This window comes from Kosakonia beeri, from assembly GCF_054165705.1.
The window spans coordinates 3,593,748-3,611,705 of the sequence record NZ_CM135106.1; the positions used below are offsets into that span (position 1 = coordinate 3,593,748).

14 protein-coding genes are annotated in these 17,958 nt (G+C 51.6%); 8 read left to right on the forward strand and 6 right to left on the reverse strand.

Annotation, left to right across the window (positions count from 1 at the left end; genetic code table 11):
* Nucleotides 1–46: 46 nt before the first annotated feature.
* Nucleotides 47–979, forward strand: a complete 933-nt coding sequence (locus ACUY4S_RS17040; protein WP_312690987.1) for a nucleoside recognition domain-containing protein — start codon at nt 47–49, stop codon at nt 977–979.
* Nucleotides 980–1,054: 75 nt separating this feature from the next.
* On the opposite strand, the gene ACUY4S_RS17045 is transcribed toward ACUY4S_RS17040, so the two are convergent.
* The gene (locus ACUY4S_RS17045; RefSeq protein ID WP_312690986.1) at nt 1,055–1,636 is read right to left on the reverse strand and encodes a helix-turn-helix transcriptional regulator; all 582 of its coding nucleotides are present in this window, start codon (nt 1,634–1,636) and stop codon (nt 1,055–1,057) included.
* Nucleotides 1,637–2,477: 841 nt separating this feature from the next.
* Here ACUY4S_RS17045 and ACUY4S_RS17050 point away from each other — a divergent pair.
* The 5 genes from ACUY4S_RS17050 (at nt 2,478) to ACUY4S_RS17070 (ending at nt 9,489) form a co-directional block, all read left to right on the forward strand.
* Nucleotides 2,478–3,179 (forward strand): oligogalacturonate-specific porin KdgM family protein, encoded by a 702-nt coding sequence (locus ACUY4S_RS17050; RefSeq protein WP_312690985.1) that lies wholly within the window; start codon nt 2,478–2,480, stop codon nt 3,177–3,179.
* 73 nt (nt 3,180–3,252) lie between these two features.
* The gene (locus ACUY4S_RS17055) at nt 3,253–4,962 is read left to right on the forward strand and encodes a pectate lyase (protein ID WP_312690984.1); all 1,710 of its coding nucleotides are present in this window, start codon (nt 3,253–3,255) and stop codon (nt 4,960–4,962) included.
* A 288-nt stretch (nt 4,963–5,250) separates the two neighbouring features.
* Nucleotides 5,251–7,203, forward strand: coding sequence for a putative bifunctional diguanylate cyclase/phosphodiesterase (locus tag ACUY4S_RS17060; RefSeq protein WP_458022461.1), 1,953 nt, complete (start codon nt 5,251–5,253; stop codon nt 7,201–7,203).
* 273 nt (nt 7,204–7,476) lie between these two features.
* Complete coding sequence (locus ACUY4S_RS17065) at nt 7,477–9,126, forward strand: methyl-accepting chemotaxis protein (protein ID WP_458022460.1); 1,650 nt, start codon at nt 7,477–7,479, stop codon at nt 9,124–9,126.
* Nucleotides 9,127–9,291: 165 nt separating this feature from the next.
* A complete protein-coding gene (locus tag ACUY4S_RS17070) occupies nt 9,292–9,489 on the forward strand; it encodes a hypothetical protein (protein ID WP_458022459.1) in 198 nt (65 codons plus the stop codon).
* Nucleotides 9,490–9,532: 43 nt separating this feature from the next.
* Here the strand turns inward: ACUY4S_RS17070 and ACUY4S_RS17075 are convergent, their stop codons facing one another.
* From ACUY4S_RS17075 to ACUY4S_RS17090, 4 genes are all read right to left on the reverse strand, one after another.
* The gene (locus tag ACUY4S_RS17075; RefSeq protein ID WP_458022458.1) at nt 9,533–10,624 is read right to left on the reverse strand and encodes an NADH:flavin oxidoreductase/NADH oxidase; all 1,092 of its coding nucleotides are present in this window, start codon (nt 10,622–10,624) and stop codon (nt 9,533–9,535) included.
* Between the two features lie 146 nt (nt 10,625–10,770).
* On the reverse strand, nt 10,771–11,559 hold the full coding sequence (locus tag ACUY4S_RS17080; protein ID WP_458022457.1) for a phosphate/phosphite/phosphonate ABC transporter substrate-binding protein: 789 nt from the start codon (nt 11,557–11,559) through the stop codon (nt 10,771–10,773).
* A complete protein-coding gene (locus ACUY4S_RS17085) occupies nt 11,552–12,517 on the reverse strand; it encodes a fatty acid desaturase (RefSeq protein ID WP_458022456.1) in 966 nt (321 codons plus the stop codon). The genes ACUY4S_RS17080 and ACUY4S_RS17085 overlap by 8 nt, the downstream gene beginning before the upstream one ends.
* Nucleotides 12,518–12,690: 173 nt before the next feature.
* Nucleotides 12,691–13,440 carry an SDR family NAD(P)-dependent oxidoreductase gene (locus ACUY4S_RS17090; RefSeq protein WP_458022455.1) on the reverse strand — a complete coding sequence of 250 codons (750 nt, stop codon included), beginning with the start codon at nt 13,438–13,440 and terminating at the stop codon, nt 12,691–12,693.
* A gap of 165 nt (nt 13,441–13,605) precedes the next feature.
* Here ACUY4S_RS17090 and ACUY4S_RS17095 point away from each other — a divergent pair, with 165 nt between their 5' ends.
* A complete protein-coding gene (locus ACUY4S_RS17095; RefSeq protein WP_458022454.1) occupies nt 13,606–14,514 on the forward strand; it encodes a LysR family transcriptional regulator in 909 nt (302 codons plus the stop codon).
* A gap of 432 nt (nt 14,515–14,946) precedes the next feature.
* On the forward strand, nt 14,947–17,205 hold the full coding sequence (locus tag ACUY4S_RS17100) for a TonB-dependent siderophore receptor (RefSeq protein ID WP_458022453.1): 2,259 nt from the start codon (nt 14,947–14,949) through the stop codon (nt 17,203–17,205).
* 114 nt (nt 17,206–17,319) lie between these two features.
* Here the strand turns inward: ACUY4S_RS17100 and ACUY4S_RS17105 are convergent, their stop codons facing one another.
* The gene (locus ACUY4S_RS17105; protein ID WP_458022452.1) at nt 17,320–17,604 is read right to left on the reverse strand and encodes a hypothetical protein; all 285 of its coding nucleotides are present in this window, start codon (nt 17,602–17,604) and stop codon (nt 17,320–17,322) included.
* Between the last annotated feature and the right edge of the window lie 354 nt (nt 17,605–17,958).

A 17,958-nucleotide genomic window follows, 5' to 3' on the forward strand; every position in this document is an offset into this window, starting at 1 on the left:
GTTGCCGGGTGTACTATATCGGTGAAAACATTCACCGGAGTCAGTAATGAATATCATTGAAGTCATCATGTCGGCGGGCAAGGTCTCGGTAGATGTTGCGTTGTACACCTTGTTGCCGATCATGGTTGTGATGCTCATCATTATGAAGTACCTGGAAGAGAAAGGCGTGCTGGAGGTGATTGTCCGAATCACTGCCCCGTTACTGAAACCGTTTGGCATAAACGGCATGGGCATATTCGCCCTCATCCAGTTGAATTTTGTCAGCTTCGCCGCCCCGCTTGCCTCGCTGGCGCTAATGGAAAAACGCGGTACTTCTGACCGCCACCTGGCCGCAACACTGGCAATGTTATTCGCCATGGGCCAGGCAAATGTCTTTTACCCGCTGACGCCGTTTGGCCTGCACTGGGGAGTGGCGATTATTATTTCGCTGATCGGCGGCCTGGCGGCATCGACACTGACCTGGTACGTGACAGGCCGAAAACTCTCCGGGGTGAGTCTGCGTAGCGAGGAGGCGGAACTTCACCGCGATAAACCCCGCGCCGGGTTAATTTCAGTGATCAATGGCGCAGGGGCAGATGCCATACGCTTGTCACTCGGGTCGCTGCCGATGCTACTGCTGTCGCTAACCGTGGTCGGGCTGTTAAAAGCAGCCGGCGCGGTGGAAGCCTTAACCGCACTGTTAACCCCCGTGCTCGCTTTCTTCAATATTTCAAGCGTGTATGTATTGCTGACATTAACCAAATGCATGGCGGGCGGCACCGCCTATTTTGGCGTGGCATCGGAAATGGTGCAGCACGGTCAACTCACCGCCGCGCAACTCAATGCCTCGGCGGGGCTGCTGGTGCAAACCCTCGATCTGCCCGGTATCGGCATCTTTTTAGGTATCGCCAGCCGTTTTGTCCGCTTGTTTCGCTTTGCCCTGCCTGGCGCCATTGTTGGCATTCTGATCCGCACCGTGTTACATGCCATGGTGTTTTAAACAGTCACGCATATGGGCATGATCAGTGCCCTTCGCCCACACTGTTTGAAGCGCCGTGGCTATGCCTGTTACCGTTCAGGAAAAACTCACCACGTGGCGCTTAGCGGGGGGGCACTCAGCCCGGGTACGCATCGCTGCATACAGCGAACAGAGTTCCTGCAGACTGCGGGTACCGGTCCGTTTCATCATGCCATTGCGCTGTACGCTGACGGTGGTTGGACTCACGCCACGTATACGGGCGATATCATCCACCGAATGCCCGCGCAGCAATAGCCGCAGAATTTGCTGCTCGGCACTGGTGAATTTCAGCATGCTGTGGCGATAACCCGGCTGCTGGTTCTGCTCCGACAGTAAACTCATCACCTCCAGCGCATGGCGTAATGCATCTGCACGGACAGTTTCCGCCAGGCACAATTTCACCATCCCAGGGAACAGCAGCCTGAGCGAGTCAAAATGGCGTTCCGATGAGATAAAAATAGAATAGTGCGCGGGTGGGCAGGAGAACAATAATGAATACATTTCCACAATATCCATTCCCGTAGCCACATATATTGACGGTTCACCGTGGCGAAACCATCGCCCCTTTTCCTGATTCAGCTCCTTGAGTATTTTCTCAATTCCATAGATGAAAAGGCGATCCTTTCCGTAGATTTTCATGTGGGTACTCCAGAGGTTATGTTTTTATTTTTGCTCTCCCATACGGAAGGCGTTTTCTGTTTTATCCTGAATGTAAGGTAGGTAATCAGGCAGATCAAAGCGCCCGATCTGTCTTGTTTATGTTTAGTTTAAGTTGCAAAGACGTAACGTCGTGCTCATTCCCGTTAGCCCGTTCGGGTGATAAGCCCAGTGTATTGCATTTTTGTCCCGACGTTCATTTTTTATTCCAGGAATAAGTTTATCAGGAAAATTATTTTGCCTGCGAAATAGCTTAATCCTGATCACATACACATCTGCATGTAAACCATGTAACACATTGATATTAAAATAAAATTAAAGAGTAAGATTATCTTTATAAACGGTCTTTGAATAATTTTTACTCTCTCTTTAAAGTTCGATCTCAGTCTCAAAACATCATTTCAAATTGTGTAAAAGTGCGTTCCACTTAATGTCTAAACGAGAGATGAAAACAACCTATTTATCGCTTGTTAATCAGCAATGCATCATTAACAACATATTCTGTGTGGTGAATCCCCCTAAGCGGCGGGGTCAAGCTGATATGAAGAAACCTCAATGAGGTTCCATTTTTATGGACGAATTGTGGAGATCGGCCCGCAATTCACCGGGAGGCACCCGGCACCACACGCCACATTTAGGGGTTAATTAACTGCTGCTTTCGGTGTCAGCCACAGCAGCGTAACTATATTTGGCATAATAATTATGTCTGCTAATTATATCGTTTTGCAATGAGAGAGAATGTCCCATTCCTCTTTGAATAAAACTATCTGCAATTTTGCAGAGGACATCTTGTACCTACTGACTATAAATAATAGGGGATTTTATGTTACGCACGCTTTTATTAGTTACTGTACCTTTGGTGAGTATTGCTGCACAGGCTGTGACATTTGATTATCGCCATGAAATAACTGACAGCGGCGGAAATAATCACAAAGATCGTTTATTAATGTCGCACCGCTTTGCTAACGGCTTTGGTTTATCGCTGGAGGGCAAATGGAAAGGCTCGCAAAATAAAGATAAGGCCTACCATGAAACCGTTAGCAATGGCACAGAAGTGGTGGCCAGTTATGTCTATAAAATTAACCCGACTTTCCAGCTCGAACCGGGTTTTTCACTGGACTCCAGTTCCACCTCTAACAACTATCGTCCCTATCTGCGCGGTAAGGTGAATTTCAGCAGCGATGTGAGCGGTACACTGCGCTACCGCCCGTACTTCAAGCGTAACTCGAGTAACATCGGTACCACGAAAGACACCAGCGAAAACGGCTACAACCTGACCGCTGCGCTGTCGTGGAAACTGTTTGATAATTATCAGCTTGATTACGAACTGGATTACAAACATGCGACCTCTGCTGGCGTGCTGATCGCCGATAATGAAAACTATGACTGGTCACATGATTTTAAATTGACCTACAAATGGGACAAAAACTGGTCGCCGTACGCTGCAATTGGTAACGTATCGGGCAGCAAATATACCGATGAGCGCCAGACGCGTTATCGTGTGGGCATAAAATATAATTTCTAACGATCCGCTTGCGGTATTCCCTCTTCAATAAGGATTTCGCCAGAAATCCTTATTCTTAATGATGAGATGAAATATGACACTTTCCAAATTGGCGCTCGCGATAGGGTTAATAAGTCTGTTTTCTCACACCGCCACCGCGCAGGATAGCCAGCGACTTAGCAGCGTAAAGGCATTTGCTGATACGGTGATTGAAAAAGCCCGGAGCAAACAGCACAGCGACGTCCCGCTGCTGGCTGATGGCGTCGATCCGCGCACTGGCGCTCAGATGACGTGGATCTTTCCGGATGGCAAAACTGCCGTTCTGTCGAATTTCTCGGCTCAGCAAAACCTGATGCGGGTGCTGGTGGGGCTGAGCAATCTGAGCGGTGACACTAAATATAAGCAACTGGCGCAGGACAACGTCCGCTATTACTTCCAGCACTATCAGGACAAAAGTGGGCTGCTGCTGTGGGGGGGCCACCGTTTTATCGATCTCAACACATTGCAACCGGAAGGGCCGAGCGAGAAAGAACAGGTCCATGAACTGAAAAACGCTTATCCCTATTACGATCTGATGTTCGCTGTTGATAAACCGGCCACTGCGCGTTTTATACGTGCTTTCTGGAACGCACATGTTTACGACTGGAAGATCCTTGAAACCAGCCGTCACGGCGAATATGGCAAAGCCATGGGAAAACTGTGGGCCAGCGATTTTGAACAGCAACCGCCTTTCTTTGCCACCAAGGGGCTGAGTTTCCTCAATGCCGGCAACGATCTGATTTACTCCGCCTCCCTGCTGTGGCAATACGAGGGCGAAAAAGGCGCGCTGATCTGGGCCAGGCGACTGGCGGAGCAGTATGTGCTGCCACGCGATAAAAAAACCGGACTGGGGGTTTATCAGTTCACCCAGGCGCTGAAACGCGCCGAAACAACCGATGATTCCGACACCAACTCGAAATATGGCGATCGTGCACAGCGCCAGTTTGGCCCGGAATTCGGCCCGACAGCACTGGAAGGCAATATGATGCTGAAAGGCCGCACCAGTACGCTCTATTCGGAAAACGCATTAATGCAGCTGGCACTGGCGAAATCGCTGGGGCGCGACGGCGATGATCTCAAAAAATGGACGCTGGATGGTCTGAAAGCCTTCGCCAAATATGCCTATGACGAGAAGAGCAATACCTTCCGGCCGATGCTGGCCAACGGTACCGATCTCTCAGGCTATGTCTTACCGCGCGACGGCTATTACGGCAAAAAAGGCACGGAATTGAAGCCTTATCCGGCTGGCAATGAGTTCTTGTTGTCGTATGCCCGCGCCTGGACGCTGGAGCAGGATGCCGATATGTGGAAAGTGGCACGCGGTATTGCTCGCGGTCAGGGTCTGGGTGATATCGGCGAACCGGGAGGGAAAAACAGCCAGCTGAATATGGCGACCACCAATAGCGAACCTTATGCCATTTTTGCGTTGATTGATTTATCCCGTGCCACCGGCGATAAAAACTACCTCTCGCTGGCAGATAACGTGGCGAACAATATTATTGCGCATAAACGCCTGAACGGTTTCTTTGTCGATGATCCTCAGTATATTTACGCCAATGTCGACCATATAGCGCCGTATGCCCTGCTGGCGCTGGAAGCGGCTTATCAAGGGAAACCGGATGCTGTCGCCCCCTTCCTCAACGGTGCGGGTTTCACCGAAGGTGCATACCGGCTGGATGATGGCACCGTGCGCTACTCCACCCGCGATGACGAGCTGTTCCGCTTAAAACCAGGCGAGCAGTTAAAACCTAACGGTAAGAAGTGATCATGTCTGCGCCTCTCGCGGTTCGCCGCGAGAGGTTCTGCGGGAAATCGCTACGCGCCCATGTTTATAATTAAATCCCTGCCGTTAGCAGGCTTATTTATTCCTGCCTTACGACCTTAAGGTTACATTAATCTTTATTTTATGTGATTTTAGCGCCAGAAAAAATATTCAGCGGAATCACATAACTACGCGAATTATCAATAAATTGTCACATTGACAGTAAATAAACTGCGCGCCCTGCCGTTAATAACATTAAGAATCTGCTTAGTTAATATACCAGGGGCACGAATGAGTCTACCTGACGACAGAACGCCCTCTCTGCGGACAGGCGATACACATAGCATCATGAAACAGACCATCCTGATGATGGCGTTACTGATGGGCTTTATTTTTTTCAGTACCCTGTTCGCGCTGACGCTGTTCACCTGGGTCCTGCCCTTGCTGGCAGCGCTGATGATCGGCTCCGTTTTGCTGGCATGGCAGTTGGCACGTAAAGCGCTGTTCCGCGCACGGGTTAACGATGAAAAGATCTTTCTGTTGGAGCAGAGCCGCCAGGCATTGCTGACCAGCGAACGTCGCTTTCGCGATATTGTGGAAACCACCACCGACTGGGTCTGGGAAGCCGATGCGCAACTGCGGTTAACCTGGATTTCAAATCGCTTTCCGGTCGTGACCGGGCATCATATCGGGGAGTGGATCGGACGGCGCTTTACCGACTTTTTCGTCAATAAAGACAACGCATTGATCGCCTGGCTGGCACAACCGTCAGCTGATCACAGCCTGACGCTTTCGCAATGTGGCTACGTCTCGGCACTGGGCAGCCAGCGGTATTGTAATTTAACGCTCAAACGCGTCATGCTGGCGAACGGTCATTTAGGCTTTCGCGCAACCGCATCGGATGTAACGCTTGAAGTACAAGCCAGTGAACGCATCCAATATTTATCCCACCATGATGAGTTAACCGGCTTACCCAATCGCTTAACCATGAAAGAATTCCTTGATGGGAAACTCCTCACTCATGAATCGCAGGCGGGATCGCTGGTGATGATGAGCATTGATATTAATGACTTCAAAGCCATTAACGATATTTACGGACACCTGGCAGGCGATAAAGTCCTGAGCGATGTCTCCGAAAGATTGCGTAAATGCGTACGTAATACCGATCTGGTTGCCCGTCATGGCGGCGATGAGTTTGTTATTATTTCCCCGGATGTAAACAGTGAAGAAGATATCAGGATATTTTGCCAGCGAATTATTAGCGAGATTAATAAACCGTTTTATATTTCTGCTACTGAGGTGTATATCAGCGTCAGTATTGGCATTGCGCAATTACCTAAAGATGCCCTAACCGCTAAGGATTTACTGCGCTACTCTGATATTGCCCTGTATAAAGCTAAAAATGCCGGGAAAAATAACTACCTGTTTTATCAGCCGGATATGGAAAAACAGATCGTGCAACGCCGGGAACTGGAACGAGAATTACGTTCGGCCATCAATGAAGGACAACTGTTTTTGTTATACCAGCCCAGGTACGATCTGCGCACTTCACGCATTACATCCGTTGAGGCATTAGTTCGCTGGCAGCATCCCGGCTACGGTTTACTGATGCCAGATCAGTTCATTCCGCTGGCAGAAGAGACAGGCATTATCGTTGCGCTTACCGACTGGGTGTTGTTCACTGCGTGTCATGAAATTGGTCAACAGTTTGAAAATATGTCGGTTTCCGTCAACATCTCCCCGATGGAGTGTAAAGACATCGCCATGATCGCACGGGTTAAAACGGCACTAACCAATGCGCACTTCCCGGCATCCAGGCTGGAACTGGAGTTCACTGAAAACATCACCCTTAATGGTCCGGACACCACGAAAAAAGTGATGCAAGAATTAAAATCGTTAGGCGTCAAACTATTAATCGATGATTTTGGTACCGGTTACGCATCGCTCTATTATCTGAATAACTTCCCCTTCGATGGCATTAAAATCGACAAGTCTTTTATTTTTGGGATGAACGACTCTGTCACTGCACATAAAATCGTCGAAAAGATCATTGGTCTGGGTAAAGATTACGATTTGGAGGTCACCGCAGAAGGCGTTGAAACGCAAGAGCAGCTGGATCAGCTTAAAACCTGGCAGTGCGATATTATCCAGGGCTATTTTATTAGCCGACCGACAACGCTCGATAAAATTAAACTTAATGCAAATTTCAATGCTTCCACAGAAATCGAAGCAGCGGAAAAGTAGCCGATTAGTTTATTTGCGTTAAAATCTCTTTTTTATTTTTTACAAAGTGATTTCTGTGATCAAATCGTGGGAATTATTTGATTTTGTCTGTTTAAGTATCTTTAAATTGATATAAATCAATTTTCATATAATAAAACGTTTTTTTCAAAAATATAAAAGACCGTTTTATCAACGCCTGAGGCGTTCTGGTCAAAATAACCAGGAGGGTAAGATAGCCGGACAGCTGGGCCAACACCAACCTGAAGGGTAATTTCTATTACCGGGGTAAGCATAATGAAAATACTTCGCGACATCACTATCCGAAAAATGCTGCTGATTATTTTAGCCTTGTTCAGCATTATTTGGGGAATGGCGACCCTCCTGACTTTCCATAACTTTTCCACTATCGAACAACTTCTGGAACAAAACGCCGGGCAAAAAAATGCGTATGCCCTGCTGGTAAAAGGCAACGATCAATATTTTCGCACAGTGACGCGCATGCTGCGGGCAATGGATTTTCAGCAGTCGGGTGATGAGGCAAATGCGGCAAAAACGTTCGAGTCTGCCGGAAAAGCACTGGCCATCACTCAAGATATGCTGGCGAAATTCCGCCAGGCCCCACATCCCGGTGTGGATAAAGCGCTGGTCGACGCGATGGTAAATGACTGGGAAACCCTGCTGAATAACGGCATCGTCCCGATGCTGAGCGCGGCGAAGAGTCAACAAACCGATCAATTCCGCGCGTTGTTTCGTAAAAGCTATCCTCCGCTGAGCGTACAATTTGGCGCCACGGCCGAGAAATATACCCAGGCGATCCAGTCGAATGACCTGCTCGATCAGACACGCGCTGAAGTCAGCTTTAATAAATATGTGCTGATCGGTGCCCTGATCGCAGGTGTCTTCACGCTGTTCCTTACCGACCGTTATCTGGTGAACTTTCTGGTCAAACCGCTGGGCATGATCCAAAAACATCTGGAAACCATGACCGCAGGCAGACTGAACAATGAACTGCATGAATTTGGCCGCAACTGTGCCGGTCAGATGATCCCCTATATCCGCAGCCTGCAAGCGAGCCTACGCACCACTGTTGAAACTATTCAGGACAGCTCCGGCAGTATCTTCCGCAGCACCAGTCAGATCCGCGAAGGAAATGATGAACTCTCCGGGCGTACGGATCAGCAGGCAGCAGCGCTGCAGCAGACCGCCGCCAGTATGGAGCAGTTGACCTCCACGGTGAAAAATAATGCCGACAACGTGCGCGACGCGCGCAAACTGACTGAAGAGGCACAGCGTACGGCCCAAAAAGGTGGCGAGATCACCGCCACAGTGGTGACCACCATGCACGGTATTTCTGAAAGCTCGCAAAAAATTGCCGACATCACCAGCGTGATTAATGGCATCTCGTTCCAGACCAACCTGCTGGCACTTAACGCGGCGGTTGAAGCGGCGCGCGCCGGGGAACAGGGGCGCGGGTTTGCCGTCGTCGCCAGTGAAGTTCGCGCGCTTGCGCAGCGTAGTGCACAAGCGGCAAAAGAGATCGAAACCTTAATTCAGGAATCCGTTTTGCGGGTCAAAACCGGGGCGGAACAGGTACAGGAAGCGGGTGGTGCCATGTCGGTTATCATCTCTTCTGTGGAACAAGTGAATAAATTAATGACCGAAATTTCCGTAGCCTCCGACGAGCAAAGCCGTGGCATCGAGCAAATCGGCCAGGCAATGACGGAAATGGACGGGGCGACACAGCAAAACGCCGTGCTGGTACAGGAAGCGAAGACCAATGCGGTTTCACTGGAGAAAGAGGCTGAGCGGCTGAGCAAAGCGATCGCGCTGTTCGAATCCGGCGTGAAATCTCGCCATCCGGCCAGCGAGTCGCGCAGCAGAAGCGCCACCCAACCGGCAAAACTGGCGCTGGTTTCCTCACAGGATAACTGGCAATCCTTCTGATTTAACATCCTTACGCCTGAAGCCACTGCTTCAGGCGTTTTTACATGTATCAACAAGCCAAAAAAAATAACAACACTCTGATATAAAAGAAATTTCTTGTAAATGGCGAAAACCAACCACTGTGCTAAATTTTCTGGGTGAAGAGAAGAAAACGAGGATGTCAGCATGAAGTTCAATGATGAGCACACGGGACTCATTGGATTAGCCATTGGTGCAGCGGTCATTGGCCTGATTGCAGAGCGAACGCCAATAAACCGGGACAGCATAATTGACGAAATCGAGCGACAAGGCAGGAACCGGGGCGACGGCGTCGAAGAAGATGTTTTCCTGAAAGCGGCAGAGCTGGTACGTAAGGGGCTATAAACTGCCCACCCGCGGTGGGCAGTGTCTGGCGAACCCAATAACGTTATTTAACCGTACCTTTCACACCGTGAGGTTCTGCGCGGCGGTATTGCGGTGCTATCTTCACTGCGCCATGCAGCGCGGCTGCAGCGTGCCATGGCCAGCGGGGATCATAAAGCGCACCGCGCGCGATAGCGATCAGATCGGCATCGCCCTGTTGCAAAATCTCTTCTGCATGCTGAGGTTCTGTGATCAACCCGACGGCAATCACCGGCATACGGGTCTTCTGGCGCAATGCTTTGGCAAACGGCACCTGGTACCCGGCCGTGACCTTGATGCTCTGCAACGGCGACAACCCACCGCTGGAAACGTGAACATAATCGCCGCCCAGCGCGTCGATTCTTTCTGTTAATACGGCGGACTGCGCCACATCCCATCCCCCTTCGACCCAGTCCGTGGCCGAAATGCGAATGCCGACAGCCACCTGCGATGGCACGGCATCGCGCACGGCTTTAAAGACCTCCAGCGTGAAACGCAGGCGATTGTCGAGGCTGCCGCCGTACTCATCGCTGCGCTGGTTGGAAAGCGGGGAAAGGAACTGGTGCAATAAATAGCCATGCGCGGCATGGATCTCGATCACCTCAATACCGAGCGCCACCGCGCGCAGGGCGCTATCAACAAACGCGTGCTTCACTCGCGCCAGATCCTGTTTGCTCATTTCTCGCGGCGCGCGTTCTGCGGGATCGTGCGGCAGGGCCGAAGCCGACAACGTTTCCCAGCCGCCCTCTTCCAGTGCGAGCTGCTTCCCGCCCAGCCAGGGCGCGCTTACCGAGGCTTTACGCCCGGCATGACCTAACTGAATGCCCAGTTTGACCGGCGAATAATGGCGAATATCGTCGATCACTGTTCGTAATGCCTGTTCTGTGCCGTCATCCCATAATCCGAGGTCTGACGGTGAAATCCTGCCCGCAGGCTCGACTGCCGTGGCTTCAATAATTAATAATCCCGCCCCCGATAACGCCAGGTTACCTAAATGGATGCGGTGCCAGGCGGTCGCTTTCCCCTCAACGGCCGAGTACTGGCACATGGGAGCAATCACGATACGGTTATCCAGCTCAACCTGACCAATCTTCACTTCCGAAAATAATTTGCTCATGAGTTTTCCTTCTTCCGGCTTCAAATTGCTGCCCGGACGGCAACTGACAAAACCCTCACTTTCTGCCTTCCCCCCGGCTTTGTCTTTGGCGGTATGTGCCCTTTGCAGGTAACAAATTATGGCAACATGTTGAAAGTATTCACGAATTATAGCCGCGTTACACCACGCGCTGTTGCCGCGTCCCGCCAGTGCAAAAGCCAATCATAATCACGCCGTGTGACAGGACAAAAATCGCCCACTAATGCGGCATCGCATACTTCACGATAACGTCTGTCGCTCACCAGTTGCTGCAGCGCAGCCTGCACCAGGGCGCGGGTTTCCGCATTCGTGCCCTGGGCGGTGATCAGCGGCAATCCTGGTGCCAGCGGGCTTTGCGCAATCACGGTCAGCCCGGCCAACAAAGCGGGCTGATGGCGCTGTAGCAACGCATAAGTGACACAATCAATAGCGGCGATATCGGCCTGCTGTTGGCCCAGCGCCACCAGCGACTGCCGGTGGCTGCCACTGAACAGCAGATGCGAGAAAAAGCGCCCTTCCCCCGGCAACATGGCCGTCATATAGCGCAGGACGTTGTAGCCAGACTGTGAATCGGGGGAATTGCATACCGCGCGGCGATGGCGAAAATCAGCCAGTGCCTTTCCGCTATCGGCCTGGCGCGCCACCAGCAGGCTGCGGTAAAGGTGACCTTCGCACCCTGTCGCCAGATAATGAAAACAGCCCAGCGGCTGAACCGCCATTAAGCGAGTCGCCAGCGGGTAGCCGCAGGTCTGGCTCAGCAACACATCCGGCTGCTGCCAGTGCGAGTCCAGGTCGTCCACCGGAAAGATGGCTTCAGCGGCAAGCCCTCTGGCTGCCAGCAATTCCTGTAACGCGCCCAGTAACGCAACGGTATCCGGACGGTGAAGGTCATACATCGGGTACGCAAGCTTAGTCATGTCGTATGTTGTCGCCGGGGTGGGCATTGACCTCAACGGCTTTCAACAAGAACCGTCGTAACCATTCACTATAGCCGCGAACCAGAAACCCGCTATTGCGCTGCTGCCAGGCGGCTTTGTCACGCAGATACAGCGTGCGCAAACCATACCAGGGGACACCGGGTAAATCATGATGGATTGCGTGGTAGTTGAGATTCAGGAACAACAGCCGCCACGGCAGCGCGGCTTCGTTGATCACCGAACGCGCCAGCGGATCGTCCGCCGCCCGATGTTCCAGAAACGAACGCACTTTGGTTATTGCCAGCGCCGGATAGCTCACGGCCAGGACAAACCACAGCGGCGAAAAATCGCAGTATCTGAACCACAGCAGCAACAGCGCCAGCAGGGCTATATGCACCAACCACATGGCTATCGCTGAACGTTGCCGAAAACGAAACGCCTTAACCATTCCCGCCAGTAGCTGCGCTATATCCAGCAGCGGCGCAATCAGTAAACGCCCCACAAACGTATTGCGCAGATGAATAATGTATTGCTGCCAGCGTGGCAGGCGGTGCCAGTCTGCAGGGGTAAAATAATACGATTCCGGATCCTCGTCCGGCAGCGTCAGCAAATGTGTTCGATGGTGCGCGAGGTGCGCATCACGGTAGAGGCCAAACGGGTACCAGATCGCCAGTGGCATCAGCCCCAGCAACTGATTAAACCGTGGCCAGCGCGTGGGATGCCCGTGGATCAGCTCATGCTGCACCGACAGGTACCAGCAGGTAAACCCGATCAATACCAGGGTTGCGGGCAGTAACCCCAGCGTTTTCCAATACGCCAGGGTGGTAAACCAGCCACCATACACCGTAATAATAACCAGCCAGGTCGGCAGCTCGCTGCGCCATAACCAGGATCGGGAAAGCTGACGAATAACGACACGCTGTTCTTCATGTAAATAGACTGGACCTTGCTTTACCATTCACGCCCACACTCACTGCTTACTGTGCGGCCACGATGTGAGAGAACGGCGGAAATAACAAAGTATTTAAATCGCTTAGCTATTGCCGAAAATGGCAAATCCGGCGCGGCAGCCGGGCTCTACGCCGGGGAAGCGCGCATCCTCTGGTACGGAGAATGCGCCTTCTCTGAGGGTTAGATTTGCGCCATACCGCCATCAACAAACAGTTCGCTACCGTTGATAAAGCTGGCGGCATCAGAGGCGAGGAAGGCCACCGCTTTGCCAATTTCTTCCGGCTCACCAAGGCGGCCAAGCGGTACCTGCGCCGCCAGCGCGTCAAACAACCCCTGCCGATGCTCGTCCGGTACCAGTTCGCCTAAACCCGGCGTGCGTACCGGCCCTGGGCTGACCACGTTAACACGGATGCCGCGATCTTTAAGATCCAGCGCCCATGAGCGGGCAAAATTGCGTACCGCCGCTTTACTGGCGCTATAAACACTGAAGCTGGCGGTGCCTTTAATGGTCACTGTTGAGCCGGTCAGCACAATCGCCGCACCGTCAACCAGCAGCGGCAACGCTTTTTGCACCGTGAACAGAACGCCACGCACGTTGGTGCCAAAAATCCGGTCAAACTGCTCTTCGGTAATCGCCCCCAGTGGCAACATATCTCCGCCGCCCGCATTAGCGAACAGAATATCCAGTCGCCCGGCGCTTTTGGCGATATGGGCATAAACCGCATCGAGATCCGCCAGAACGGAGGCATCTGCGCGAATGCCGGTAATGCCCTGGCCGATTTCTGCTACCGCCGCATCCAGCTCTTTTTGCCGACGGCCAGTGATAAAGACCTGCGCACCTTGTGCGACCAGTTCTTTCGCCGTAGCCAGGCCAATGCCGCTGGTGCCGCCCGTAACCAGGGCAATTTTTCCGCTCAGTGTTGTACTCATTTTTTGCGCCTCAATTTTCATTGCAGTGAATAAGATGCACCTGTGCGTATTGCTTCTCGCCTCAGGTATGGCTGCACTGTACCGTCGGTGTTTTTATTGAAAAATAGCGAAAAATAAAAAGGACTATTTCTGTGTGTGTATAATCAACCCAACAAAGGAGGCGCTATGGACCAATTAATGGCAATCCGGGCTTTTGCCCGCGTGGTGGAAGCAGGCAACTTTACCCGGGCGGCAGACTCGTTAGAGATGCCCAACGCTACGCTCAGTAAGCTGGTGCAGGAGCTGGAAGCCCATCTCGGCGTGCGCCTGCTGCAACGCACTACCCGCCGGGTCACGGTAACGCCGGAAGGACGCGACTATTACGAGAGGACCGCGCGTCTGCTGCGCGATCTGGAAGATATCGATACCTCATTTAACGCTGTGCGCAGTACGCCGCGCGGGCTGTTGCGTGTTGATGTGGGCGGCTCTACCGCACGGGATGTGTTGATCCCTGCTTTGCCTGATTTTCTGGCACGCTACCCGGACATTCGTCTTGATTTGGGCGTTTCGGATCGCGCAGTGGATCTGATTAGCGATAACGTCGATTGCGTGATCCGTGGTGGGCCGCTGGACAACTCGTCGCTGATTGCCCGTCGTATTGGCAGCGCCACGCTGGTGACGTGTGCCACACCGGATTATCTGAAAGCTTTCGGTACACCAGCTTATCCGCAAGAGTTAAAAAACGGCCACCGGCTGGTGAGTTACCTTTCGCCACAAACCGGGCGGGCTTTCCCGTTTCGTTTTGAACGCAATGGCGAAACCACCGACATCAAAATTGAACACCGCATTGGCGTTAATGAAAGTAATGCGCATCTCGCTGCCGGGCTGGCAGGATTAGGGATTATTCAGACCTTCAGCTATGCCCTTGGCCCGTCGCTAAAAAGCGGCGCACTGGTGGAGATCCTCAGCGCATGGCGTCCGGCACCGTATCCTTTCCACGTGGTCTATCCACAAAACCGGCATGTCACGCACCGCTTGCGGGTATTTATTGACTGGCTGCTGGCATCTTTTCCGCAGCGGGTCAGTGGCGAGTGAAGAAAATAAGATTCACCGGATGGTTAATGTAAATAGTGAGTCATGACCAGATTAATTATGGAAATAATATGAACACAGTGTGGTTTATCTGTGTTTTTTAATGTGCATTGTTAAACCCCACTTGTAATTACCAAATTCGCAACAAATTTAAATAATTGATTTATATATAAATTATATTTTGAAATATTTGAATGATTATTATGTTGATAATCAATGCCATTTCCACTAACGTCATTGCCGCATGATTTTACTTGCTAATAACGTCATGTAATGACCTCTCTCGCTTTATTCCTTTTCGCTGGCGCTGGAAAGCACTTACCCGCTTTACGTCTTATTTGCGCAACAGCACAAGGAGGCATCGCTACGTCTGCAAATGATTCGGCAATGGAAAAGCGAGGATCAAGCGTAAAAGAAGAACACAGGGAATATGGCATGAAACACACTTCGCACTACTCACTGGCCATGTTGGTTCACATGGCGCTCTGGGGACTGACGCTTCCGGCCTATGCCGCTGACACCAGCACAACGTCTGACACCAGCCAGAAAACAGATACCACACACAGTGAAGATACCCTGGTGGTTACCGCCGCCAAACAAACGTTACAGGCCTCTGGCGTCTCGACCATCACGGCGGATGAAATCAGCAAACACCCGCCCGCGCGCGATGTATCCGAACTGATCCGTACCCAACCCGGCGTGAACCTGACAGGCAACTCCACCAGCGGCCAGCGTGGCAATAACCGCCAGATCGATATTCGTGGTATGGGGCCGGAAAATACCCTGATCCTCGTTGATGGCAAGCCCGTCACCAGCCGAAATGCGGTGCGCTATGGCTGGCGCGGCGATCGTGACAGCCGCGGCGACAGCAGTTGGGTGCCCGCAGAAATGATCGATCATATCGATGTGGTCCGAGGGCCGGCTGCGGCGCGCTATGGCAACGGTGCCATGGGCGGCGTGGTCAATATCATCACCAAACCGAACCAGAACGAATGGCACGGCTCGTGGAACACCTATCTGAATGCCCCGCAGCACCGTAAAGAGGGGTCAACAAAACGCACCAACTTTAGCCTTAACGGCCCGCTCTCTGACACAGTCAGTTTCAACCTGTGGGGCAACCTGAGCAAAACGCAGGCCGATGCGCAGGATATTAACTCCGGTCATGAGGCCGCACGCACCGGTACTTACGCTGGATCCTACCCGGCGGGTCGCGAAGGTGTCATCAACAAGGATATTCACGGCAAAGTGCGCTGGGAATTTGCGCCAATGCAGGCCCTGGAATTTGAGTCCGGCTACAGCCGCCAGGGGAACCTGTACGCCGGAGACACCCAGAACACGAATACCAGCACATTAGTGAAGAGCAAATACGGCAAAGAGACTAACCGTCTTTACCGTCAAACCTACGGGCTGACCTGGACCGGCGGCTGGGATAACGGCGTGACAACCAATACGTACGCCCAGTATGAACGTACGCGTAACTCCAGGATGAACGAAGGCCTGGCGGGCGGAACGGAGGGGATCTTCTCCAGCGATAAGTTCTCCGATATCGACCTGGCGGATGTGTTGCTGCACAGCGAGGTGAATATTCCGTTTACGCTGGGCGTGGATCAAAATCTGACCGTGGGGACGGAATGGAACCAGCAGCGTATGAAAGATGGCGTGTCTACTGCTCAGTCGCTCTCTTACGGTTCAATTTCCGGCACCGACAGCACGGGACGCAGCCCTTACTCAAGCGCCGAGATCTTCTCGCTGTTTACCGAGGACAATATCGCGCTGACCGACAGTACCATGCTTACGCCGGCACTGCGTTTTGATCATCACAGTATTGTTGGCAATAACTGGAGCCCGTCGCTCAATCTGTCGCAAGGTCTGGCGGAAGACTGGACGTTGAAACTGGGGATCGCCCGCGCCTATAAAGCGCCGAACCTGTACCAGCTCAACCCGAACTATATTCTCTACAGCAACGGTCAGGGTTGCTACAACAGCAGCGCGGCCTGTTACCTGATGGGTAATGAGGATCTGAAAGCTGAAACCAGCGTCAACAAAGAGATCGGTATTGAGTATAAGCACAACGGTTTCCAGACCGGGGTCACTTACTTCCGTAACGATTACCACAACAAGATCGAATCCGGTTATGCCGCGGTCGGTACGGCCAGCAACGGCACGACGAATATCTACCAATGGGAAAATATTCCAAAAGCGCTGGTTGAAGGTCTGGAAGGCACCTTTAACGTTCCCGTGACGGAAACAGTAAACTGGACCAACAATCTGACCTGGATGCTGCAAAGCAAAAACAAGACCACGGGCGATCGTCTGTCGGTGATCCCTCAATTCACGCTGAATTCTGCGCTCGCCTGGCAGGTACGTGATGACTGGTCATTACAAAGCACCTTCACCTGGTACGGCCGACAGAAACCGAAACGCTTTAACTACAAAGGCGCGGCGGTATCGGGCAGCGAACTCAATGAAGTCAGCCCTTATAGCATTGTCGGTCTGAGTTCGACCTGGACGGTAAATAAAAACCTGAGTCTGACGGGCGGCGTAGAAAATATCTTCGATGTGCGTCATTACCGGGCAGGCAATGCGCAAACCACCGGCAACTCCACCACTGGAGCATATTTGTATGGCGCAGGTGCAGAAACCTATAACGAAGCGGGTCGTACGTTTTATGTCAGCGTAAATACGCACTTCTGATGCCTTGCATCGGGCCGGAATATCAAATATTCCGGCTTTTTTATTGCCCGGGGCACAGCCTGTATCGTCTGTTATAGATGATGACAAAATCTTCACTGCTTCTGCATAATCCATTCACGGTCTGAGTATATCCTTAACGCGTTGATGTCGATGGGAATGGATCCGGTCGGCATCAATAATGGCGCAATGCCATTCCTTCATTGTAGTACCTCTTCCCCCCTTCCAAATCCCAACTGCAGCAATGCGGTGAAGGGGGGAAACCTCACGGTCCCGGCCCAGGGATGACCTTAGCGGTAAAAAATGTTCACTGGCTTTTTTATTTTTGAATCCGACGGAATAACTAAAAAAACCACAGCCTTCTGCAAAAATAAACAAAGGCAGCCCCCATAATTTATTCATGCTGGCTCCATTTTATCTGCCGCATTATTCGTTAAAGTTGCTGCGTTCTTTATCATTACCAAAGAACTGTAAACCTAACAAACTTTTCCCCCTTCCCCCCCGTTGAAGGAAGGGGGCTTTTTTATTAAATCCCCACGCCTAACCAGGCATTAAATTAATCGAAGACGCCGTTTTGATGTTTTAATTCAAATTAAGTTCCGTGAGCGAATAAATTTTTTAACCTTCTGGATTATCCATCCTTTCTCCATTGTTTCACCATAATTAAATGTGATTCTGCGTTTTTATTCGGGGTGTTTTGGGTAAATTTGATCGTGGTTCAGGGATCACCCAGAGTTAACTTCGGCAGGCTCTTTA

What these genes read in the sequence shown, in the direction of transcription:
- ACUY4S_RS17040 (WP_312690987.1), top strand. Translation starts at nt 47, where the DNA reads ATGAATATCATTGAAGTCATCATGTCGGCGGGCAAGGTCTCGGTAGAT.
- ACUY4S_RS17045 (WP_312690986.1), bottom strand. Translation starts at nt 1,636, where the DNA reads ATGAAAATCTACGGAAAGGATCGCCTTTTCATCTATGGAATTGAGAAA.
- ACUY4S_RS17050 (WP_312690985.1), top strand. Translation starts at nt 2,478, where the DNA reads ATGTTACGCACGCTTTTATTAGTTACTGTACCTTTGGTGAGTATTGCT.
- ACUY4S_RS17055 (WP_312690984.1), top strand. Translation starts at nt 3,253, where the DNA reads ATGACACTTTCCAAATTGGCGCTCGCGATAGGGTTAATAAGTCTGTTT.
- ACUY4S_RS17060 (WP_458022461.1), top strand. Translation starts at nt 5,251, where the DNA reads ATGAGTCTACCTGACGACAGAACGCCCTCTCTGCGGACAGGCGATACA.
- ACUY4S_RS17065 (WP_458022460.1), top strand. Translation starts at nt 7,477, where the DNA reads ATGAAAATACTTCGCGACATCACTATCCGAAAAATGCTGCTGATTATT.
- ACUY4S_RS17070 (WP_458022459.1), top strand. Translation starts at nt 9,292, where the DNA reads ATGAAGTTCAATGATGAGCACACGGGACTCATTGGATTAGCCATTGGT.
- ACUY4S_RS17075 (WP_458022458.1), bottom strand. Translation starts at nt 10,624, where the DNA reads ATGAGCAAATTATTTTCGGAAGTGAAGATTGGTCAGGTTGAGCTGGAT.
- ACUY4S_RS17080 (WP_458022457.1), bottom strand. Translation starts at nt 11,559, where the DNA reads ATGACTAAGCTTGCGTACCCGATGTATGACCTTCACCGTCCGGATACC.
- ACUY4S_RS17085 (WP_458022456.1), bottom strand. Translation starts at nt 12,517, where the DNA reads ATGGTAAAGCAAGGTCCAGTCTATTTACATGAAGAACAGCGTGTCGTT.
- ACUY4S_RS17090 (WP_458022455.1), bottom strand. Translation starts at nt 13,440, where the DNA reads ATGAGTACAACACTGAGCGGAAAAATTGCCCTGGTTACGGGCGGCACC.
- ACUY4S_RS17095 (WP_458022454.1), top strand. Translation starts at nt 13,606, where the DNA reads ATGGACCAATTAATGGCAATCCGGGCTTTTGCCCGCGTGGTGGAAGCA.
- ACUY4S_RS17100 (WP_458022453.1), top strand. Translation starts at nt 14,947, where the DNA reads ATGAAACACACTTCGCACTACTCACTGGCCATGTTGGTTCACATGGCG.
- ACUY4S_RS17105 (WP_458022452.1), bottom strand. Translation starts at nt 17,604, where the DNA reads ATGAATAAATTATGGGGGCTGCCTTTGTTTATTTTTGCAGAAGGCTGT.